This is a genomic window from Pseudomonas versuta, from assembly GCF_001294575.1.
Classification (GTDB): Bacteria; Pseudomonadota; Gammaproteobacteria; order Pseudomonadales; family Pseudomonadaceae; genus Aquipseudomonas; species Aquipseudomonas versuta.
In genome coordinates this window covers 1746696-1764697 of record NZ_CP012676.1, presented here as the reverse complement: position 1 = coordinate 1764697, position 18002 = coordinate 1746696, and the positions used below count along the sequence as shown (strand labels likewise).

11 protein-coding genes and 1 pseudogene are annotated in these 18002 nt (G+C 60.8%); 1 reads left to right on the top strand and 11 read right to left on the bottom strand.

The genetic code is table 11. The features are described from left to right. Positions 1 to 172 precede the first annotated feature (172 nt). The 10 genes and pseudogenes from AOC04_RS07955 to AOC04_RS07910 all read right to left on the bottom strand — a co-directional run bounded on the left by AOC04_RS07955 (position 173) and on the right by AOC04_RS07910 (position 11538). Positions 173 to 1555: a DUF1329 domain-containing protein gene (locus tag AOC04_RS07955; protein ID WP_397456629.1), complete on the bottom strand. Its 1383-nt coding sequence runs from the start codon at positions 1553 to 1555 to the stop codon at positions 173 to 175. An 82-nt stretch (positions 1556 to 1637) separates the two neighbouring features. Beyond that, positions 1638 to 3325: pseudogene (locus AOC04_RS07950) on the bottom strand (class I adenylate-forming enzyme family protein). Between the two features lie 28 nt (positions 3326 to 3353). Further along, on the bottom strand, positions 3354 to 4493 hold the full coding sequence (locus AOC04_RS07945) for an acyl-CoA dehydrogenase family protein (RefSeq protein ID WP_060692190.1): 1140 nt from the start codon (positions 4491 to 4493) through the stop codon (positions 3354 to 3356). Between the two features lie 10 nt (positions 4494 to 4503). Continuing rightward, positions 4504 to 5694: an acyl-CoA dehydrogenase family protein gene (locus tag AOC04_RS07940; protein WP_060692188.1), complete on the bottom strand. Its 1191-nt coding sequence runs from the start codon at positions 5692 to 5694 to the stop codon at positions 4504 to 4506. Between the two features lie 107 nt (positions 5695 to 5801). After that, entirely contained in the window at positions 5802 to 6971 is a 1170-nt protein-coding gene (locus tag AOC04_RS07935) for an acyl-CoA dehydrogenase family protein (protein ID WP_060692186.1), read from the bottom strand. A gap of 9 nt (positions 6972 to 6980) precedes the next feature. Further along, positions 6981 to 8156 carry a lipid-transfer protein gene (locus tag AOC04_RS07930; protein ID WP_060692184.1) on the bottom strand — a complete coding sequence of 392 codons (1176 nt, stop codon included), beginning with the start codon at positions 8154 to 8156 and terminating at the stop codon, positions 6981 to 6983. 18 nt (positions 8157 to 8174) lie between these two features. After that, positions 8175 to 8594 carry a MaoC family dehydratase gene (locus AOC04_RS07925; protein ID WP_060692182.1) on the bottom strand — a complete coding sequence of 140 codons (420 nt, stop codon included), beginning with the start codon at positions 8592 to 8594 and terminating at the stop codon, positions 8175 to 8177. Beyond that, complete coding sequence (locus AOC04_RS07920) at positions 8566 to 9699, bottom strand: acyl-CoA dehydrogenase family protein (RefSeq protein WP_060692180.1); 1134 nt, start codon at positions 9697 to 9699, stop codon at positions 8566 to 8568. The genes AOC04_RS07925 and AOC04_RS07920 overlap by 29 nt, the downstream gene beginning before the upstream one ends. 9 nt (positions 9700 to 9708) lie before the next feature. Then, positions 9709 to 10698, bottom strand: coding sequence for a bifunctional MaoC family dehydratase N-terminal/OB-fold nucleic acid binding domain-containing protein (locus tag AOC04_RS07915; RefSeq protein WP_060692178.1), 990 nt, complete (start codon positions 10696 to 10698; stop codon positions 9709 to 9711). A 54-nt stretch (positions 10699 to 10752) separates the two neighbouring features. Then, the gene (locus tag AOC04_RS07910; RefSeq protein WP_060692176.1) at positions 10753 to 11538 is read right to left on the bottom strand and encodes an SDR family oxidoreductase; all 786 of its coding nucleotides are present in this window, start codon (positions 11536 to 11538) and stop codon (positions 10753 to 10755) included. A gap of 144 nt (positions 11539 to 11682) precedes the next feature. Between AOC04_RS07910 and AOC04_RS07905 the strand changes: the two genes are divergently transcribed. Continuing rightward, positions 11683 to 12468, top strand: coding sequence for an enoyl-CoA hydratase (locus AOC04_RS07905; RefSeq protein ID WP_060692174.1), 786 nt, complete (start codon positions 11683 to 11685; stop codon positions 12466 to 12468). Positions 12469 to 12594: 126 nt separating this feature from the next. On the opposite strand, the gene AOC04_RS07900 is transcribed toward AOC04_RS07905, so the two are convergent. After that, positions 12595 to 17673, bottom strand: coding sequence for an RHS repeat domain-containing protein (locus tag AOC04_RS07900; RefSeq protein ID WP_060692172.1), 5079 nt, complete (start codon positions 17671 to 17673; stop codon positions 12595 to 12597). Between the last annotated feature and the right edge of the window lie 329 nt (positions 17674 to 18002).

The window sequence follows — 18002 nt, the reverse complement described above, 5'->3', positions numbered from 1 at the left end:
CCATCGCTGGCAAGCCAGCTCCCACAGGTTCTGTAACCCACCACACATCCCTCTGTAGGAGCAAGCTCGCTCCTACACCCCCAAAGCTGGCTGGCCAGCACCGGTTAAAACAAAAAGCCCCGTCGTTAACCGACAGGGCTTTTTCAGTTTGTTGCAGGTTTAATCCAGCGTCTTAACGTCCCATCGCCCGTGCAGCATCGGCTGTGTACTGATCAGCCGTGAACTTCCCTTCGTTGAGGATCGGGCCTTTCTTGGCTTCGTTGGTCATGCCGTAACCGGTGTACTGCCCCGAGTTCAAGTCCATGAAAAACTGGGATCCCGCCTGCCAGCCACTCATGTCAGGGTGGTAGTAATAGTTGATCATCGCGTGCTTCCACAATTGCCCACGGGCATCGTAGTTATCCGCCATCACCGAGTTCCAGGTGTCTTCGTCGATAAACAGCACGCGCTTGCCGTACAGGTGGCGATAGCCTTCTTTCAGGTCGGCTTCCACTACCCACACCCGACGCAATTCATAACGCATCAAGTCCGGGTTGGGATGGTTGGGGGTCAGCATGTCGGCGTACTTGACCGTGCCCGCGTTCGGTTTGTAGGCGTTGGCCGGGCTGTAGATTTCACGTTTGCCCAGCAGTTTCCAGGTGTAGCGTTCCGGCGAGCCGTTGAACAGACGGTCTTCATCGACCGTCATGGTGCCGTTGGTGCCGATCATCGGCTGGTCATAGCCATAGCCTGGCAACAACCGCACGCGGCGGGTCGAAGGGCTGTAACTCCAGGCCTGACGCGGGTTGGTCTGGAAGTCGTAGGGTTCGTGGGAGATGCTGATCACACCGTTGTCACGCGCCGGTTTAAGGGTGGTGTTGTTGCCCATGGCCTGAATCTTGTCTTCGGTTTTGGGTTCAACCGTCGGTGAGTTGGCCTGTGACAGCCCCCGTCCATAGGCACGCCCCCAGCCAATGCTGCCATTGGGCAGTACCGAGGCCAGGTCACTGGTTTTTTCTTCGGTCCAGGCGCGGGCCGGCAGCTGGTGGTTCCACAGCACTTCCATACCGTTTTTCGGGATCGGGAACGGCACCTGACCCAGCCCTTCAACACCCATGCCGTCGTTTACCAGCTTGGCATTCAGGGCGTTACTCATGGCGCGGCGGCACACGTAGTCCGGGTAGCGGAAATCACGGTGCCCCGGATAAATGTTCATCTTGTAGGTGGTCGGATAACGCTTGAGCAGCGCTTTCTGGCCTTCGGTCAGTTTGTCTTCGTACTGCGCCATATTTTGCGCAGTGATCACCAGGATCGGCTTTTCAGCAGCATAGGGATCAACCGGCTGATCACCGGAAAACTTAACGTGGTTCCAGCCCGGTACTTCGCCCAGGTATTTACCGGTGTAAGGCGGAATGGTGCCCGCCGCATTGCCGGCCTGCTCAGCCCCCACACAGGTCAGCTCCTTGCCCAGTTTGGCCGCTTCTGCGGCTGATACCTGGGCCAAAGCAGGGCCGACGGCCAGTACATTGACGGCCATGGCGGCTGCGAGCATTACGCCTGTTCTTGTTATTTTCATGTATTGCCTCCTACGCGAATAAGGCTTGTTAGGGGTCCATTCTTCGCCATTTGCCGGCGACTACATCGTCCACAAAGACTACTCAGGGCGTTACCAACAACTCTTTGAGCAAACCTTTAAGCATCTTGCCCGACGCATTGCGGGCAAAAGGTGCGTGCTGGACATGGATCTGCGCCGGCACCTTGAAACTCGCCAGACGCCGGGCAATGAAACTGCGCACCGCCTCACTGTCCGGAGCGTCGGACGGGTCACCGCGCACCACCAGAAACACCACTTCGCCCAGCACGTCGTCCGGCACCGCAAAGGCCGCGGCTTCAATCACGCCAGGCATTTCGCAGGCGCAGGACTCAACCTCGGCCGCGGATATTTTCTCGCCGCCACGGTTGATCAAATCCTTGGCCCGGTCGGTGATGTAAAGAAAACCTTCGTCATCCAGCAGGCCGATATCACCCGTGTCGAGCCAGCCATCGCGCAAGGTCTGGGCACTGGCCTGGGGCAGGTTCCAGTAACCGCTCATCAAGGTCGGTGAACGCAGCCAGATCAGCCCGCTGACACCAGCGGGCAACGGCTGGTCCGGACTGTCGCCGATGCGCACATCGACGATCGGCAATGGCCAGCCGGCCGCCGCCGGCTTGTAGACAAATTGATCGCCGCCAATGGCCGCGCAAATACCGTTGCTTTCAGTCAGGCCGTACCCACTGCCGCCGACCGCTTCTGGTTTGCGCTGGGTCAAGTGCGCCAACAAGCTGCTGGACGGTGCCGCCCCCCCAGCCCCAGGCCAAACAGACTCTTGGTATCGGCACTGCCGAAACGCGGCGAGGTCAGCAGTTGCTGCATCATCACCGGCGCGCCATTGAACTGGGTACAGTGCTCATCACGGATCAGGTCGAAGGCCTTTTCCACGTCCCACTTGTACATCAGCAACAAGCGGCGACCGCTGCGCAAGGCCAGCAAGAATTGCGCATGCAAGCCGCTGACATGGAACAACGGCACCGCCATCAGGGTGGTCGGGGCATAGCCGCTGTTGATCACGACGCTGATGCGTTCAGGCGAACTCAGTGCACAGAACGCGCCCTGAAACTCCAGCGCCACCAGGGCCTGGCACACCGCGCCATGGGTCGACAACACGCCCTTGGCCAAACTGGTGGTGCCCGAGGTGTAGAGGATCATGGCCGGGTCATCGGCTGTCACTTTAACGGCCGGTGCGTCCAGCGCCGGCGCTGCCAGCAGGTCTTCAAGACGCTGACAGTGTTGCGCCAGGGCCTGACCGGCCGACAGGCCGACCACAATCGTCGCCAGGCCCTGTTCGCGCAAATCGGTGTCGAGCAACTTCAGGCGCGGCTCGTCACACAACAACAAGCGCGCGCCGCTGTCTTGCAGGCCGTGGAACAGCTCGTCGCGCAGGCCCCAGCTATTGAGGGGCACGCACACGCCACCACAGCGCTGAATGGCGGCAAACGCCACGAGCCACGCTGGCTGGTTGCGCATGGCAATCGCCACCCGATCGCCCTGACGCACGCCAAAACGCTCTACCAGTTGACCCGCCAGGCGGTCCACCTGATCAAAAAACTGACTGAACGTCAGACGCTGTTGTTCCCACACCAGAAATTCGCGCTCGCCGTGCACCCGGCCACTGTCAATAACGGCCCAGACGTGGGGCGCGGTATGACGAAATCGTTTCGCGCCGCCCTGCACTTGCGTGACCACTTCAAAAGGTGAACCGGCACCTGTCAATTGCTGCCAGGCGCTCTGCCACTGTTCAAGCTTCATCTTATTATTCTCCTGACTGGCAATTGGCCTAGGCGTGCGCGGGCATCAGATCTGCGTAACGCTCGCAGTGAAAATCGGCATCCCCCAGACTCGCCTGGGCTACCCGAATACGTTTAAGAAACAGCCCCACATCCAGCTCATCGGTTACGCCAATCCCGCCGTGCATTTGCACCGCTTCATTGGCGACATTGAGTGCCATCAACCCGGCTTTCCACTTCGCCAGGCTGGCAAGGCGTTGACGCTCGACATCGCTCAGGCCTGTATCGTCCAGCGCCGCAAGCCCTGCCATGACCGCACTGCGCGCCAGCTGCAACTGCACGTAAAGCTGAGCCGAGCGGTGCTGCAACGATTGAAAGGAGCCAATCGCCACATCGAACTGAACCCGGGTCTTGAGGTAGTCGAGGGTCATGGCGAACAGTTTTTCGGCCATGCCCAGCATTTCCGCCGCCAGGCACACGCGTGCGCGATCCAGTGCAATGTTCAGTGCGCCAGTGGCCGATCCGGCCTCTCCCAGCAGGGCGTCATGCCCGACCTGTACCTGCCTGAGTTGCAGTTGCGCATGGTTGCGCGAGTCAATCAGTGGCAGTGCCTTGACGCTCAGCCCCGGCGCATCGGCCGGTACCAGAAACAGGCTGATCCCCGCCTCCGGCACGCGTGCAACCACCAGGTAGGCATCAGCACCCACCCCGTCGATCACGCAGAATTTATCGCCGCTCAAGCTGTAGCCATCGGCATTCGGCACCGCTTGCAACGCCACCTGCGCCGGGTTGTGCCGGGCCCGCTCGTCCAGCGCCAGAGCCAGGCGGCGCTCGCCACTGATAGCCGCCGACAACCAGTAATCCTGCTGCTGCGGGTTGCCCTGCAGATGCAGCAACGAGCCGCTGAGCACAACACTCGAGAGCAGCGGCGAAGCGCTGAGGTTGCTGCCGATGGATTCAAAAATCGGTCCCAGCCCCATGCAACCGAAATCCAGCCCGCCGAGATTTTCCGGGAATGGAATTGCGCTCCAGCCCAACGCCACGGCGTCCTGCCACAGTTGCAGGTCAAACCCTGTGGCGCTGCCCTTGTCACGCAGCTCGCGCTGACGCGAGACAGGGCTGCGCGCGGCCAGAAACTCTCGGGCGCTGTCGGCCAACAGCCGGTGATCTTCGCTATAAACCAGGTTCATGGTCAGTTCCTTACTTCACGTCAGGCAGGCCAAGGACCCGCTTGGCAATGACATTGAGCTGGATTTCCGACGCGCCGCCGGAAATGGTCAGGGCAAAGCTGTTTAACCATCCGCGGGTAATGGCCTGCTCCTGGGGGCCGAAAGCCTCCTTGTCCCACCCCAGTGCGTGATACCCCATCACGTCCAGCAACACTTCGAACTTGTCGCGCTCCTGCTCGGTGTGCACCAGTTTCATGATCGACATCACCCCGCTGACGTCCTGCCCTGCGCGAGCCTCCTGGCCCATGCGCTGGACGGTCAGGTTGTAACTTTGTTCGTTCATGGCGCAGGCCACGGCGCGGGCCGTCAGAGCCCGCTCGCTCTGGCCGGCAGGCTCGGGCAAGTACTCGTTGACCAGTGGCAGCAAATGGAAATGCGACGGCAGGCTGAACTCCCCGAATTTGGACATGGCCTTGCGTTCGTGTTGCAACAAACGCTTGGCCAGGTTCCAGCCGCCGTGCAACGGCCCAATAAGCTGGCTTTTAGGCACTTTGACGGCGTCGAAAAACACCTGGCAGAACGCCGACTTGCCACTGATCAAATCAATCGGCGCAACGCTGACGCCGGGGCTTTTCATATCGAGCACGATCAGGCTGATACCCGCATGTTTGCTACTCGTAAGGTCTGTACGCACCAAGGCATACATCCAGTCCGACTTGTCGCCATAGGAGGTCCAGATCTTGCTGCCATCGACCACGAAGTGATCACCGGCATCGCGGGCCGAGGTTTTCAGGCTCGCCAGGTCCGAACCGGCGTTGGGCTCGGAAAACCCCTGGCACCAGCGCACTTCGCCGCGCGTCATCGGGGTCAGCAGGTTTTTCTTCTGCTCTTCAGTACCGAACTCCAGCAAGACCGGGCCGAGCATCCAGATACCCAGGTTGATTTGCGGCGGGCGGCATTTAAGCCGGCGCAGTTCGCTTTCGAGGACCGCGTTGTATTCATCGCTCAGGCCTGCACCGCCATACGCCTGCGGCCAGTCCGGGCAAAACCAGCCCTTGTCACGCATGCGTTCGAACCACAGTTGTGCATCGGCACTTGGAAACTCGACATGGTTACCGCCCCACACCAGCTCGCCTTCAGGAATGGCTTTGCGCTGCGACGGCGGACAGTTGGCCTCAAGCCAACTGCGGGTTTGCTCTCTGAACTGATCAATGGCGTTCATGTGTTTCACCTGTAAATGGTCGCCTGCTAACACACCACCTGTTGGAGCGAGCTTGCTCGCGAGCTATTTGTCGAGAAGAGCTCGCTCCTGCGGTTTGGTGATGGGTCTCAGCGTTGGGTACGCGGCATGCCCATACCGAACTGGGCAATCAGCTCGCGCTGGATTTCGTTGGTGCCGCCGCCAAAGGTCAGGGTTACCGAGGCACGGACTTCGTACTCCAGTTCGCCTTGCAGCAACGAAGCCGCCGAGCCGCCGCGGATCAGGCCATTGGCCCCGACGATATTGCTCAGCAGGCGCAGGATCTCGATCGCCGATTCCGAGCCGTAGACCTTGGTGGTCGATGCCAGCGCCACGTCCATGCGCTCACGCTCCAGATCGGCGGCAATGCGCAGGTTGATCAGGCGCATGGCTTCAAGCCGGGCATAACATTGCGCCAGACCGGCACGCACCCAGGCTTTGTCAGTGGCACGAACCCCCTGCTCATCAGCCTCGCGGGCCCACATGAAGACCCGGCGAAACAGCCCCACCACTTTGTCGGACCATGCCCCCAGACCCAGCCGTTCATGGTTGAGCTGCGCCGTAATCAACTTCCAGCCCCCATGCAACTCGCCCACCAGCATGTCCCGGGGCACCCGCACGTTGTCGTAGTAAGTGGCTGCAGTCGGGTTGCTGGTGGTCGGAATCACCGTGGTGGTAAAACCTTCAGCCGCAGTCTCCAGAATCAGGATCGATATGCCCTTGTGCCGTGGTCGCTCAGGGTCGGTACGGGCCGCCAGCCAGATGTAATCGGCCGACTCGGCACCCGAGGTCCAGAGCTTGGTGCCATTGACCACAAAATCATCGCCCTCGGGCCGGGCAGTGGTTTTGAGCACCGCCAGGTCGCTGCCGGCATCCGGCTCGGAGTAACCGATGGCGAAAATGATTTCGCCTGCCGCGATGCCCGGCAGGAACCTGGCTTTTTGCAGCTCGGTGCCATAGGCCATCAACGCAGGCCCCACCGTGCTGATGGTCACAAACGGCAGCGGCGCACCGGCAATATTGGCTTCCTCAAAGAAGATGAATTGCTCGGTAGGGCCGTAGCCCTGCCCGCCATGTTCCTTGGGCCAGCCCACGGCCAGCCAGCCGTCACGGCCCATCTGGCGGATGGTGTCGCGGTACAGCTCGCCGCCCTCTTTGCCGCGCAGTTGTTCTCGCAGCTGCGGGGTCATCAGGTTCTGGAAATAGTCCCGCACCTTGTGGCGCAGGGCGTGTTGTTCAGGTGTGAGGTCGACGAACATGTGAGCTCCTTAGACGCCGAGAATCAGGCCGCTGGTGGGCACGCCGGTACCGGCGGTCACCAGCACGTTTTCTACGCTGTCGACCTGGTTGACCGCAGTGCCGCGCACCTGGCGCACCGCTTCAGCCACGCCGTTCATGCCGTGGATGTAGGCCTCGCCCAATTGTCCGCCGTGGGTGTTGATCGGAAATTTACCGCCACGGGCGTGGTGACCGGCACGAATGAATTCCTTGGCTTCGCCGCGTTCGCACAGGCCGAACTCTTCGAGCTGAGGCAGTACAAACGGCGTGAAGTGGTCGTAAATAACCGCCGTTTGCAGTGCCTCCGGGCCTAGCCCCGACTGGCGATACAACTCTTTGGCCACCACGCCCATTTCCGGCAGACCGGTAATGTCGTCGCGGTAGAACGAAGTCATGATTTGCTGGCCCGAAGTAATCCCCTGCGAACCGGCCTTGATCGTCACCGGCTTCTGGCGCAGGTCTTTGGCCCGCTCGGCAGAGGTGATCACCATGGCCACGGCGCCGTCGGATTCCTGGCAGCAGTCGAGCAAATGCAGCGGCTCACAGATCCAGCGCGAAGCCTGGTGTTCTTCAAGGGTGATTGGCTTGCCGTAAAAGAACGCGGCCGGGTTGGTCGCGGCAAAATCACGCACCGCCACCGCAACGCGACCGAAGTCTTCGGAGGTGGCGCCGTAGGTGTGCATGTAGCGCTGGGCGAACATGCCCACCCATGACGCCGGGGTGTGCAGGCCGTGGGGCATGTACCAGCCGTAGTTGACGTTTTCGAAGATCGGCGTCGAGGCGAAACCATAGCTGCCGCTGCCGAAGCGATACCACGAACGCTCGTTCATGGCGCGATACACCACCACGACCTTGGCCACACCTGTGGCCACGGCCATGGCCGCATGCATGATCGGCGCACAGGCGGCACCGCCGCCGTGGGGCACCTGGGAGAAGAACTTGACGTCCTTGCAACCCAGCAGGCGGGCGATTTCGTATTCCGGGACTTTATCCACCGAGTACGAGCTGAAGCCTTCAACCTCGGAGGGGTCGATACCGGCATCTTTAAGGGCGGCCAGAGTCGCTTCGAGGGCCAGGCGCAGTTCGGTGCGCCCGGAATTTTTCGAGAATTCGGTCGCACCCAGGCCAACAATGGCGGCGCTACCGGAAAGGGACGATTGCGTCATGTGTGCTGTCTCCCGCTATCAGGGCAGAACCAGCGTGACCGTACCGGTCACGTGGTTGCCCATCGAATTTTTGCCGCCAAGGGTTATTTCCACCGTGCGGGTGGCAGCATCCAGCGCGGTCACCGCGCCGTTGAAGGTCATGCTGTCACCGGGATAATTCGGTGCGCCAAGCTTGATCTTCAGCGAGGTGAAACGCGCCTCGGGGCCGGACCACTGTTCGACATAACGCTGCACCAGACCGTTGGTGGTAAGGATGTTCATAAAAATGTGCGGCGAGCCGAGGGCCTTGGCAGCATTCAAATCGTGGTGGCCCGGGAAGTAGTCACGGGTGGCGATGGCGCCGCCGGTAACCAGGCCCACGGTGATCGGGATCGCCAGTTCCGGCAGGGTTTCGCCGGGGCGCACATCGTCAAAGCGCTTGGTGTTCTGCAAGGTCATATTTCCATCCCAGCTTGTCGTTATGGCTCAGCCAGTCGCCGAGGCGTTCCAGGCTTGCTGCCGATCCACCCAGGGCACAGCCCAAAGCGCGGCTCCAGTAGAGAAAGCGATGCATCGGGTACGTCAGATCGACGCCAATGCCGCCGTGTACGTGCTGGGCGTTGTGCCCGATCAGATGCCCGGCTTCGCAGGCATGCCAAGCAGTGGCCAGCGCTTCGGACGGCGCGGGCAAACCGGCATCCAGGCGGTAGCACAGCTGCCACAGGTTGCTGCGCAAGGCCTCAAGGGCGATGTGCGCGTTGGCCATGCTCATTTGCACCGCCTGGAAACTGCCGATGCTGCGTTCGAACTGGCGCCGCTCGGTGACGTACTCCACGGTGCGGCGGATCTGCTCGGTGCTGACCCCCAGTTGCAAGGCCGCCAGGGCCGCAATGCTGCGCGGTTCCAGCCAGTCCAGGGCGGCAGCCGGGAGCAATTGGTGCGCGTCGATCAACAAGCCGTCGATTGATAAATCAGCAACCGCTTCACCGTGGGTCATGCGGCCCGGGACACGGGTGATCGGCGCGGCGTCGAGTTCGACAAATGCCAGACGCGGTTGACCGTCGACACTCACCAGCAACAACGCCGCTTGTGACTGCTCTGCCAGTGCCAGAGCTGCAACACGGCCGTCGAGTCGCCAGCCCTGACCGTGCGGTGTGGCCAGCAATTGCAGGCCACGGGCAGTGCTTAAGCCGCTCAGGTCCAGGGTCAACAAGGCGCGGCCTGCAGCCGCTTCTGTCGCCCAGCCCTGCAACACTGGGTCAGCCCATGCGGCCAGGGTCGCGGCCGTCAGTTGATGGCGCCACAACGGCACCTGCCCCAGCGCCCTGCCCTGCGCTTGGAGCACGGCCAGCAACTCGGTCATGCCCAGCCCGCTGCCACCATGGGTTTCAGGGATGGCCAAAGCCTGCAGCCCGGTCTCTGTGCACAGCTGCCACAGCGGCTCCATAAAGGCATTTCCGCAGGTGTCGAACTGGCGCAGGCGGTCATCGGTGCAGTAATCGGCAAACACGCTGCCAGCCATTTCGGCGATAGCGTTTTGATCTTCGGTGAATTCGAAATCCATGCTCGCTCCTTACTCGGCCGACGGTAAAGAAAGTGCCCGGAACAGCGGCAACGTGAGTTCGCCGTCGAAGGTCTTGAACTCAAGTTGCAAAGGCATGCCGATGCTCAGGTCCTCACGCTTGACGCCCGCCAGCCCGGCAACCAGGCGTACGCCCTCCTCCAGCTCGATCAGGCCGATCGGGTTGGGATGGTCGAACGGCGCAACTTCGGGGTAATGCATGATCACGAACGAATAGAGGCTGGCGCGGCCGCTGGCCTGCACGCTGTCCCAGTCGAACGAGTGGCACTCGATGCATACCGGTGCCGGTGGATGGCGCAGGGTCTGGCATTGCGTGCAGCGCTGGATCAGCAACTTGCCCGCATCGCAGCCTTCCCAGAAAAACCGCGTGTCATCGCTCATGCCCGGTTTGGGGCGCTTGGCCACAGGCTTGGCTTGATCTTTTGCCGGTGCGGCTTCAGGGGTGTGAGTGTTGGCCGGACGGAACTTGAATACCCGGAACAGCAACTCACCGACCGCCTCGTCACCGCTTTTGTGTTCAACGAAATAGCTCATCACCAGGGTGACAAAAAAACCGGTGCCCAGGCCTGTGGTTTTCTCATCGCCCACCGACTCCAGCCGGGTGGTGTAATAGACTTTTTCGCCCGGACGCAGATTACGGTTGAAGGTCAGTTCGGAGTTGACCGCCACCACCGAGCCGTAGCCATACGACTCAATCAGCTTGAGCACTTCGTACGGATTTTCGGTGGTCGAGCCCGGTGCATAGTTGTTCAGGTGAAAGCCTTCCATGCACCACACCTGCAGCATTGCAGGCGGCGCCACCAGCCCGTCCTGCACGCTGTTGGCGGCAAATACCGGGTCGGTATACAGCGGGTTGTCCACGCCCATGATTTCGCACCACTGGCGGATCATCGGGGCGTTGACTTCGTCCCAGGCGTAGACGCGACCATATTCACGCCCCACCAGGGCGCGCACGTCGGTTAGCAATTGAGAATCAGCCAAGTTCGTCTCCTGCGTGTTGAGAGCGGCAACCCACTGGTCGCCGCTGAAGGTCGATCAGTGAGCCGCGCTTTGCGCCGCACTCAAAAAAGTCGGGCGTTCGCCGCCACCGTGCAGCAGCAGATTGCAGCCGCTGGCATATCCCGCCATGGGCGATGCGATAAACAGGCAGGCATTACCGATGTCTTCGGGCAGCGCCATGCGCCCTGCGGGAATTCCGGCGCTGACCGCTGCAATGCCGTGTTCGTCGCCGTAATGCAGATGCGCCTGCTCGGTACGTACCAGCCCCGGACTCACCGCGACTACCCGCACCTTGGGTGCCCATTCCACTGCCAGCGATTGCACCAGCGCCAACACCCCGGCCTTGGCGGCGCCATAGGCCGCTGTTCCCGGAGAAGCACGCAAGGCGCTGATACTGCCGATGAACACAATGCAACCGCCGCCATCCTGCTGTTGCATCAAGACATTGGCCTGTTGCGCGACATTCAGCGGGGCGATCAGATTGAGGCGGATGATGCCTTCGTGAAAACGTGGCGAGGCGCTGTCGGCATCGGCAGACGGGCTGCCTCCGGCGTTGTTGATGACCACATCGAGCCGACCGAAGTCAGCCGCAATGCCTGCAAACAAGGCTTTAAGCGACTCCACATCGCGCACGTCGCAGGCCATGAAAATCGCTTGTGCGCTACCTGCTTGCGGCAGCGCCTCAGGTGCAGTCCTGCCGCACACGATCACCTGTGCCCCGGCTTCCAGAAAACTGCGGGCAATGCCTGCACCGATGCCTTTGGTGCCGCCGGTGACCAGCACCACTTTACCGCTGTAGTCCAGCCCAGAGAGTTGGCCCATGACGTGCTCCTTTTTCTACTGATGGGGCCACTCTAGGGGCAATGCCGGGGCTGCTCGTCGTCTGAACGGACGATGAAGCCTCACCTTGCCAAAGCAACAATCCAGCGCACGCTGTAGCAACAGCTCCTGTTAATGAGGAACCCCATGTCAGACCCAACCGCCGCGCCGGTATTGCTTGAATTTCCGACCCCGGGCGTCGCCTTGCTGCGGCTTAACCGGCCGCTGGCCACCAATGCCTTGAGTCTCGAACTGCAAGCGTTGTTGTCGCGCTATTTCACAGAGCTGGCCGAAAGCCCGCAGGTGCGCTGCATCCTGCTGACCGGCGGCGACAAGGTGTTTGCGGCAGGCGGCGACATCAACAGCATGGCCGGCGTCGGTCCGATCGATATTTACCAGCGCCATACCGAGCGGGTCTGGGCCCCCATCCAGCATTGCCCCAAACCGGTGATCGCGGCCGTGTGCGGGTACGCCTATGGCGGCGGCTGTGAACTGGCGATGCTGGCCGACATTATTGTGGCCGGGCGCAGCGCGAAGTTTTGCCAGCCGGAAATCCGCATCGGGATCATGCCGGGCATCGGCGGCACCCAACGTCTGGTACGGGCAGTGGGCAAGGCCAAAGCCATGCGCATGGCATTGACCGGGCAACCGATCACCGCTGAGGAAGCATGGATTTCCGGACTGGTCAGTGACGTGGTGGATGATGATCAGGTGCAAGCCGAAGCACTGAAGATGGCGACGTTGATTGCGGCCATGCCGCCGCTGGCGGCCGAGCAAATCAAGGAAGTGATTCTGGCCGGGGTCGATGCCCCGCTGGAGACCGGCCTGGCCCTGGAGCGCAAAGCCAATGCGCTGCTGTTTGCATCGCGGGACCAGAAAGAAGGGATGCAGGCGTTTATTGAAAAACGTACGCCAGTGTTTGAGGGCAAGTAAGGGGTGGCGCCGGTTGTCTTGAATACCAGGGCCCCGGCGCCCGACGCAATTATCGAAGGTTGGTTGCACAAAACCCGTCACGCGCTTTCAAACGACAACGGGTTAATCGGGTAACAAAATCAGCTGCTACTGACGTAGCAACATATAGACACTGCTCCAGACATCATTGAAAGCAGCCCAAGTCCTGTCTTCTCCCCAATGATCTACAAGCTCCCGTATACGTGGTCGCGCCCTTTGTCTCTGTGTCAAGTTAGCCACATTATTAGAAAACTCTCTGGAAACCGTTCTAATGTTCTCAGGGCGTATATTGGCGTTGATCAAATCCGTGTAATCGAATCTTGCGCGCCGATCAGATGCAATCATTCTGACCTCACGGACATAATCCGGATTATTTGCGTATAACGGGGCTATGGCGTCTCCGATATGTAATTGACCAGCAGGAACATTGTTGGCTGGCAGGACCACCGGGACCCTTGGATTGGCGTTCTGGTAATAGCCTCGAACCTCGTTAAACGCTCGCCCGCTGGTACTGCCATACCGATTTGCCGCCTCTGGCGCTATTTGGCTCAGGCGGTCTGCTGAGCCGGGAAAGTCCATGTGGCGGGTCGCACGCCATACGTCTCCCGGGTCAGCAGCATTGTTAGCCAAGGATTGAAGGGTTGGCACCTGGTATGTCCGGGGCGCAGGAAATCCCCGACCCCGTCCCCCGGCGTTTTGCAGTTTGTTCTGCCACCCACCGACAAACTTGCCCGCTTTGCTGACCCCCTTGGCCGCCGCCCCGGCGATTGACGGCGCCGCTGATGCCAGACCTGTGGCCATACCCACAAAGCCCAGAATCCGACCCGCGTTTTCATTGCCGGTGGCCAGCAAGGCTATCGAGGCGACGTCTGCGGCCAGCGACACCGCGCTCAATGTCGCAGTGGTGACTGCCGTTACATAGCTGGCAGTCAGCGCCGCAGTGGGCGCTGCCAATGCACCGAATGAGGCCACGGTGCCCACCAACGCGAACGCAATCCCTACCGCCGGCAGCAACCAGTCCAGCCACGAATGGCCCGACGGGTCGATGCGGTTGACCGGGTCGCCGGCGCAGTAGGCGTAGCCATTGAGGCCGCCTTCACCGAAGGGGCTGAGGCTGTCACGGCTGTGAAAACGCATCAGCGCCGGATTGTAGATGCGGTAATCACCGAGGAAGTACCAGCCGCTGTCTTGTTCGCGCAGGGCTCCGGCGTAGCCCAGGCGGCTGGCGCCGGGCTGGCTCTGGCCGTAGGCGCCGTAGACCGGGGTATTGATCCCGTCCTCGGCCTCAGTAGTCACAGAGCCCTGGGCATCGGTGCCCAGCAACATGACTTCGCGCACCGCTGAGGCCAGCCGGCTTTCGGCCACCGGCACCGCACCGGCCCGTACCCAGCGGGTTTGAGTGTCTTCACCCAGCTCGCAACTGAGCTGGCCGCTGGTGTGGTAACGCCAGCGGGGGCCGCGCAGATCCTCGGTCTTGATGATGTTGCCCGCCGGGCCGTAGTGCCAACGGCGTTCTCCTGTAGGCAGGGTGACGCCAATGAGTCGGCCCAGGGTGTCGTAGTGCAGTGGATTACCGCGCTCGTCGCGTTTGAGATTGCCGAGGGCGTCGTACTCCAGGGTTACCGGCGCCGGGTAATCGCTTCGGCTGTGACTGATGTTTATCAGCTGGGTAAGGTCGGAGGGGTTGTAAGTAAATGTGGTGACGTTGTTTGCGCTGCCGTCGGCTAATACGGTTTCCAAACGGCGCACATTGTCCAGCGCATCGTATTCGAAGTGCTGCTCGCGGTAGGTTTTGCCGTGGGCGTCTTCGGGTAATTTCTCGCCCACTAGCTGCTGGGCGATCATCCGGCCACGGATGTCGTAGTCGAAGGTTTCACGACGTATCAGAACACCGTCACGGGTCAGTTCGCGCTGGGTCAGCTTGCCGTCTTGGCGCCACTGTTGGGTTTGCACTTCTACCTGTTGCCCAGTCGGGGTGCGGGTATCGGTAGTGCGCCGAGCCGGGCGACCGAGGCTGTCGTAGCCCAGGGTCACGGTCATGTCCCGCGAGCCATCTTTTGATTGGGTGCGCTGCTGGTGAATGCGCGACGCGGCATCGTAGGTGACGGTAACCGTGACGTCGGGACCTTGCTGCTGGCTCAAGCGACCCAAGGCATCGTACTGGCAGCGCTGCTCGGCGCCGTCGGCATCGGTCAGACGCGTGACCTTGCCCGATGGCGTGGCGGTTTGTTGCTGCGAGCGCGGTTGATCGCCTTGCCAGGCGTAATCGGCTTGGGTCAGCAAACCCGACGGCGACCAATGATCTTTTTGCAGCCCCAGATTGCCCTGTGATTCCAGCAACCGGCCGCTGAGCGGGTCGTACGTGTTGAACACACGGATTCCGGGCGCCTGCATCGACAGCAGCGCACCGCCCAGTTCCGGTTGGCGTTCGGTCCGGACCTGCGTGCCGTCGGGCAGCGTCTGGGTATGGGCGTGGATTTGTCCTTCGGCGTATTGCCATTCAGACACACTCTGGCCGACCTTTTCCCATACCAGTCGGCCAAGACCATCGTATTGGCGCTCGCCCAATACGATTTCATTACTGCCCAAAGAAGCATGAGAGATCGAGACCGTGGCCGGTAATTCACCGTCGTGCCCTTCGGCGTAGGTGCGCTTGATCACACTGCCGTCGGGCAACGTAGTCGACACCAGTCGATCGCGGGCATCCCACTCCTGACGCGTCTCCCGGCCCATGGCATCGGACTGGCTGATGCAACGTCCAAGCCCGTCATAGCTCCAGCTCAGTTCGTGCTGGAGCAGGCCATCGGCGCAAAACACCTGTTCTTTTAAAGGCTGTCCATCAAGACCCTGGGTGGTCACGGTTTTGGGCCCGGCCACGCCATTGGCGTCGGTCTGCCAGCGGGTGCCGGTCAGGGCTACCGGGTCGGCAACAGTGTGTTGGGTGACGCCGTCTGCCCCGGTTTCGGTCAGCACATTGCCCCAGTCATCAAAGGTACGTTCGGTGCTCAGGCTCAGGGCCGGAGTGTCTTCGTTACCGAGGTCGTAGCTGGTCTCCCGAAATACCCGGCCCAACACGTCATATTCGCCAGTCCAGGCGGTATAAGTCTCACCGCTGTCGGTCTGTTTTTCTCGACGAATTTCCCGGCCCATACCATCCAGCCAGACGGTTTCCTTACGCCCGGAAGCGCCGATTCGGGTCTGGCAGCGTTCGTTCGCTGACAACGAATAGGCCCAATTGACCTCGGCCTCGAACGCCGAATCCGGGGCGGCGACCTCTTGTACTACACGGCCCAGGGCATCGTGGGCAAAGGCGATGCGCATTTGCTCATCGGTCTGCTCGGTGACCATCAAACCCGAGTACAGATCTTGCGAGGATTGGGAGCTGGATTCATGCCCATCGTGCCCGGTGACGGTGACGGTGACGTTTTCCTGCAGCACTGCATGCTCAAGCGAGCGGGCATTGCGGGCTTGGTTGAGCTGATAGCTGTAGGAACGGGTGGTGCTTTTACCCTGTACGGTCTGAATTTCACTGAGCATGCGCCCGTGATGGGGCGACGAAGGATCAACGATAAAGGTCTGGCTGGAGCGCCCCAGCTCGGTACGTTTTTCGCCCTCCACCAACAACAGTTTCTCCTCGCTGCTCTGGATAAAGGTCGGCAGTGCAAACTCGGGTGCATCCTGACGTACTGGCAATGATTGATAGCGATATTGAGTCTGCTTCACCGGGCCTTCGGTGCCGGGCGGTGGACTCACTGTGCGACTTTTCAGACGGGTAATCCTGCCCAACGGATCAGCCGGACAGTTATCGGTCTCACCACTGACCGGGTAGTACTCGGACACCTCAACCGCGCCCAGGGAATTGCGGTGCCAAATCGGGTTGCCCAAGTCGTCGTAACGGGTCTCTTCCTCAGTACTCAATTCACGCAAAACCCGCTGCCCGTCCAGCTGCGCCTTGCGGGTAATCACCTTGTGCGGGAACTGGAAATAAGGCAGTTGCCGGGCAATCGGCAGCCAGGGTTCGTCGTAATAGGTGGTCTCGGTTTCCTGCATCGTCTGGCCCTGCAGCGTGCGCTCGCGGGTCAGCAGGTGGAAACGGTTAAAGGTGCGGCTGATGGTTTGCAGCGGCGTGCCCCGGGCATCCATCAGGGTTTCGGTGGAGCCATACAGAAAATCACCGCCCCCGGTCAGGTGGTAGAGGTTGTCCTCGCGGTTGCGCCACTGGCGCACCGCTGGCCAGCCGAAATAATTGTTGCTGCCATAAAGCCCATAGTCATAGCCAACCAGCTGCACCGGCTGGCCATCGCCCGGGTCCTTGCGGGTCTGGCTGACCACCGGCATCCGTGCAAAGGGCGCACCTGCAGGCAGGTTCAGGCCGTTGGCCTCGCTGTAGGTCACCTCCTCGGTGCTGCCGGTAGGCTGGGTGCATTTGCTCAGCAGCAACAGGCCCGAGGTTGAAGTGCTGTAGTCAAACTGCCAGCCATTGTCAGGCAACCCGTCCACCGTTACCCGGCGCAACTGCCCGGAGATACGCAGAAAAGTCATCACCACTTGTGAGGGCGTGCCCGGTTGCAAGGTCAGACGGGTCGGGCCTTCATAGTCCAGCGCGACAACGACTCGCCCTTGGGCATCGCTGACGTGCTGCAAATAAGCCGCGTTGCCAATCGAGCGCCAGTCAAAGTTCAGGGCACTGCCATCAGCGCCGACCAGGGTGCGGACCACCCACAGGCTCGGGTGCCCGGCCAACGGCGTCAGGCGTTCAGAGGTGCCGTCGTTGTGGCGGACCCACATCTCCTGGCGCTGCACCGTGACTGTTACCACCGGCAAGCGCACATCGGGAAAGCGCATGCCCTGGCCAACAATTTCACCGCGAAAACGCTCGCCGGAGTTCAGCTGAAGTTGCTGACTGGCACCGTCCCACGAGGTGGTGCCGAGCCCCCAGCCCAGGCCAAAACCCTGGTCTTCAGTCATCAAAGGGCTGTAACCCAGGCGCAGCTGGCTGATGGGCCCGCGCAGGTCGTTGGCGGCGCCGGTGGGCAGGCTGATCGAGGCCGAGAACGAACCGGTGCGCGGATCAACCCCGGCACTGACGCTGCTCATGAAGTTGTAGGCACCGGAATAGACGTCGCCGCTGTTGAGCAGGCTGGCGGCGGATTGGGTGTCGGGGGTGGGGTCAGATGGGTCAAGCATGTTTGCTACTCCGTGGTTCGCTTAAGAGGAGTGGCAAAATAGAAGCGCTGACTTGAGACCAACAATGAGTAAGAGATGTAATGGGTGCAACTACAGAACGGCATGCGTGCGAGAGCAGTCGCACGCTGAATGTAAAGTTTAGGATAAATCCCCCTGCGGGATTTGAGATTATTCTTATTTAAACATGCCTGCTTATTTGTCACAGCACCAAATAACTATTTACCAAAAGTTGCACACCCAATCGAAATCTCACCACATACAAATGCAAATATAATTCAGGAGATAAATATGGGCGGTACCATTTATAGACACAAGGACGTCTTCATTAA

What these genes read in the sequence shown, in the direction of transcription:
- AOC04_RS07940 (WP_060692188.1), bottom strand. Translation starts at nt 5,694, where the DNA reads ATGAACGCCATTGATCAGTTCAGAGAGCAAACCCGCAGTTGGCTTGAG.
- AOC04_RS07900 (WP_060692172.1), bottom strand. Translation starts at nt 17,673, where the DNA reads ATGCTTGACCCATCTGACCCCACCCCCGACACCCAATCCGCCGCCAGC.
- AOC04_RS07945 (WP_060692190.1), bottom strand. Translation starts at nt 4,493, where the DNA reads ATGAACCTGGTTTATAGCGAAGATCACCGGCTGTTGGCCGACAGCGCC.
- AOC04_RS07925 (WP_060692182.1), bottom strand. Translation starts at nt 8,594, where the DNA reads ATGACCTTGCAGAACACCAAGCGCTTTGACGATGTGCGCCCCGGCGAA.
- AOC04_RS07920 (WP_060692180.1), bottom strand. Translation starts at nt 9,699, where the DNA reads ATGGATTTCGAATTCACCGAAGATCAAAACGCTATCGCCGAAATGGCT.
- AOC04_RS07930 (WP_060692184.1), bottom strand. Translation starts at nt 8,156, where the DNA reads ATGACGCAATCGTCCCTTTCCGGTAGCGCCGCCATTGTTGGCCTGGGT.
- AOC04_RS07935 (WP_060692186.1), bottom strand. Translation starts at nt 6,971, where the DNA reads ATGTTCGTCGACCTCACACCTGAACAACACGCCCTGCGCCACAAGGTG.
- AOC04_RS07955 (WP_397456629.1), bottom strand. Translation starts at nt 1,555, where the DNA reads ATGAAAATAACAAGAACAGGCGTAATGCTCGCAGCCGCCATGGCCGTC.
- AOC04_RS07905 (WP_060692174.1), top strand. Translation starts at nt 11,683, where the DNA reads ATGTCAGACCCAACCGCCGCGCCGGTATTGCTTGAATTTCCGACCCCG.
- AOC04_RS07910 (WP_060692176.1), bottom strand. Translation starts at nt 11,538, where the DNA reads ATGGGCCAACTCTCTGGGCTGGACTACAGCGGTAAAGTGGTGCTGGTC.